Origin of the sequence: Aeromonas sp., from assembly GCF_050633025.1 — a bacterium.
In the GTDB taxonomy this organism is placed as follows: Bacteria; Pseudomonadota; Gammaproteobacteria; order Enterobacterales; family Aeromonadaceae; genus Aeromonas.
The window spans coordinates 1-3,364 of sequence record NZ_JBODRQ010000217.1; the positions used below are offsets into that span (position 1 = coordinate 1).

Here is a 3,364-nt window from a genome sequence, read left to right on the forward strand (position 1 = left end):
CGAAGATATTCGCGAGTTTGGCGAAGAGATCGCCAAATTGGAGAAATGATGGTATCGGATGGGCAAGTGGATATCCGCTTCGCCCCTCTCTACCTCAGGACACGAAGATATTCGCGAGTTCGGCGAAGAGATTGCCAAGCTGGAGAAGTAAACCGCCATTCTCACCCATGTTGCCGCGTCCGATTACGCTGCGCTAATCGAACCTACGATACTGCGTAAAGTCGAGATGTGTTGTCAAAGGAGCCCGAATGTTTAGTCAAGATGATTACCAATGGATGAGTCGGGCCCTCGAACTGGCCCGCCGCGGCCGCTACACCACGGCCCCCAACCCCTGCGTCGGCGCCGTGCTGGTCAAAGATGGCGTGGTGATTGGCGAAGGGTGGCATCAGAAGGCGGGCGAGCCCCATGCCGAGGTCTACGCCCTGCGCGCTGCCGGTGACAACGCCCGTGGCGCCACCGCCTATGTGACCCTCGAACCCTGCTCCCACCACGGACGTACTCCCCCCTGCGCCGAAGCGCTGATCAACGCTGGCGTGGCCCGGGTGGTGGCGGCCATGGTCGATCCCAATCCCCAGGTGGGTGGGCGTGGCCTGCGGATGCTCTCCGAAGCGGGGATCAAGACCGATTTCGGCCTGCTGGCGAGCGAAGCCGAAGCGCTCAACCCGGGCTTTTTCAAGCGGATGCGGACCGCCTTCCCGCGAGTGACCGTCAAGCTGGGGGCCAGTCTCGATGGTCGCACCGCCATGGCGAGCGGCGAGAGCCAGTGGATCACCTCCCCGGATGCGCGCCGCGACGTGCAGCGGCTGCGGGCCCGTCACGATGCGGTGCTCTCCAGCGCTGAAACCGTGCTGGCCGATGGTGCCTCCCTGACCGTGCGCTGGGACGAGCTCCCCCCCTCGGTCAAGGCGAGCTATCCCAAGGAGACCCTGCGCCAGCCGCTGCGGGTCATCGTCGATTCGCAAAACCGCCTAACACCTGACTTGCCGCTGTTCCAGAGCGAGAGCCCGGTGCTGCTGGCTCGGCACAAGGCGTCCAGCGAGTGGCCCGAGTGGGTGCAGCAGCTGGAGCTGCCGCTGCTGGATGGCAAGCTGGATCTGGTCAGCCTGTTCATGCTGCTGGCCAAACAGAACGTCAACTCGGTGCTGGTCGAGGCGGGCCCGCGGCTGTGCGGCGCTCTGCTGGAAAAAGGGCTGGTGGATGAGCTGGTGCTCTATCAGGCGCCCAAACTGATGGGCGACGAAGGGCGCGGCCTGTTCCATCTGCCTGGCCTGACCCGGCTGTTCCAGGCGCCCAAGCTCGCCATCAAGGATCTGCGCATGGTGGGGCCGGATATTCGCATTACCGCCAAAATAGCCTGATTTATCAATGTTCAAGGGGGCATAATCAGCCCCCGTCATCAGCAAGGTGATCTGCATGTTTACCGGAATTATCGAAGCGGTGGGGACCCTGGCCGAACTGCGTCGTCAGGGCGACGATATGGCCCTCACTGTTCATGCGCCGCATCTCGACTTCAGTGACGTTAAACTGGGCGACTCTATTGCCACCAACGGCGTCTGCCTCACCGTGGTTGCTCTTGGTGACAAGAGCTATACCGCCGACGTGTCGCTGGAAACCCTCTCCCGTACCGGTTTTTCCGCCGCCAGAGTGGGCGATCGGGTCAACCTCGAGAAGGCGCTGATGCCCACCTCCCGCCTCGGCGGCCATCTGGTCTCCGGCCATGTGGACGGGGTAGGGGAGGTGAAAAGCGTCTCCAGCAGCGGCCGCGCCATCGAGTACTGGATCAAGGCGCCGGGGGAACTCTCCCGCTATATCGCCGAGAAAGGCTCCATTGCGGTGGATGGCATCAGCCTCACCGTCAACGCGGTGCAGGGGGACCTTTTCCGCTTGACGATCGTGCCCCATACCGCCAAGGAGACCACCATCGCCAGCTGGAAGCCGGGCCACAAGGTCAACCTCGAAGTCGATCAGATCGCCCGCTATCTGGAGCGGCTGATGATGGGCAAGAGTCAGGAGAGCAGCGCCTCGACCCTGACCATGGAGACGCTGGCCAAGGCCGGTTTTCTCTGACGGTGAGCGCTGAATCTGGCCCCCAAAACGATTTTCTGTGATCCCGCTCTGATTGAAATGGAGCCGCTAGCCCCAATCTAGAGCAACATACACTCGCATTTGCGTTGAGCCTGCGGGCTCAACCCCCAAGCACACTGATGGAGTAGCCCATGGCGCTGAGCACAACCCAGGAAATCATTGCCGATATCAAGGCTGGCAAGATGGTGATCCTGATGGATGACGAAGACAGGGAGAACGAAGGGGACCTCATCATGGCCGCCTCCTGCGTCCGTCCGGAGGATATCAACTTCATGGCCCGCTACGGCCGTGGCCTCATCTGCCTGACCCTGACCCGGGATCGCTGCAAGCAATTGGCGCTGCCGCTGATGGTGGATCGCAACAATGCCCAGTTCTCCACCGCCTTTACCGTCTCCATCGAGGCGGCAGAAGGGGTGACCACAGGTATCTCCGCCGCCGATCGTGCGGTGACCGTGCAGGCCGCTGTGGCGTCCAATGCCAAGGCGGCCGATCTGGTGCAGCCGGGCCACATCTTCCCGCTGATGGCGCAGGATGGCGGCGTACTGACCCGTGCCGGTCACACCGAAGCGGGCTGCGATCTGGCCCGTCTGGCCGGTTTCGAGCCTGCGGCCGTCATCGTCGAGATCCTCAACGAAGATGGCACCATGGCGCGCCGTCCTGACCTGGAGATCTTCGCCGAGCAGCACGGCATCAAGCTCGGCACCATCGCCGACCTTATCGAGTACCGCAACCAGCACGAGACCACGGTCGAGAAGGTGGCCGAGTGCAAGTTGCCGACCGAGTTTGGCGAGTTCGACCTCATCACCTTCCGCGACACCATCGACAATCAGGTTCACTTCGCCCTGAAAAAGGGTGAGGTGCAGGCCGACCAACCGACCCTGGTGCGGGTCCATCTGCACGATGTGCTGAGCGATCTGTTGCTGACCGACCGCCATGCTGCCCGCAGCTGGCCGCTGCCCAAATCCATGGCCCGCATCGCTGACGAAGGCGGGGTGCTGGTGATTTTGGGGGCGGAGTCCCATGGCGAGGAGCTGCTGGCCCGGGTCAAGGGCTTCGAAGCTGCTGATAAGGGGCTGGCACCGGAAGGGGCCAAGTGGCAGGGCACCTCGCGCCGGGTTGGCGTGGGTTCCCAGATCCTCAAGGCGCTGGGCGTAAGCAAGATGCGCCTGTTGAGCTCACCGAAGAAGTACCACGCACTTGGTGGTTTCGGGCTGGAAGTAGTGGAATACGTCGGCGAGTAAAGGACTCAAGGTTCTACCAGAGAAGTACCATCCCCTTC

3 protein-coding genes are annotated in these 3,364 nt (G+C 62.4%); all 3 read left to right on the top strand.

Features of this window, described 5'->3' with window-relative positions:
- The first annotated feature begins 248 nt into the window (after window positions 1-248).
- The gene (gene ribD / locus ACRAUW_RS17455) at window positions 249-1,358 is read left to right on the top strand and encodes a bifunctional diaminohydroxyphosphoribosylaminopyrimidine deaminase/5-amino-6-(5-phosphoribosylamino)uracil reductase RibD (protein ID WP_431363286.1); all 1,110 of its coding nucleotides are present in this window, start codon (window positions 249-251) and stop codon (window positions 1,356-1,358) included.
- A gap of 55 nt (window positions 1,359-1,413) precedes the next feature.
- Complete coding sequence (locus ACRAUW_RS17460; protein ID WP_431363287.1) at window positions 1,414-2,067, top strand: riboflavin synthase; 654 nt, start codon at window positions 1,414-1,416, stop codon at window positions 2,065-2,067.
- Between the two features lie 149 nt (window positions 2,068-2,216).
- On the top strand, window positions 2,217-3,326 hold the full coding sequence (gene ribBA, locus ACRAUW_RS17465) for a bifunctional 3,4-dihydroxy-2-butanone-4-phosphate synthase/GTP cyclohydrolase II (RefSeq protein WP_431363288.1): 1,110 nt from the start codon (window positions 2,217-2,219) through the stop codon (window positions 3,324-3,326).
- The last annotated feature ends 38 nt before the right edge of the window (window positions 3,327-3,364 follow it).

Coding starts and splice junctions, on each gene's coding strand:
- ribD (WP_431363286.1), top strand. CDS start 249: ATGTTTAGTCAAGATGATTACCAATGGATGAGTCGGGCCCTCGAACTG.
- ACRAUW_RS17460 (WP_431363287.1), top strand. CDS start 1,414: ATGTTTACCGGAATTATCGAAGCGGTGGGGACCCTGGCCGAACTGCGT.
- ribBA (WP_431363288.1), top strand. CDS start 2,217: ATGGCGCTGAGCACAACCCAGGAAATCATTGCCGATATCAAGGCTGGC.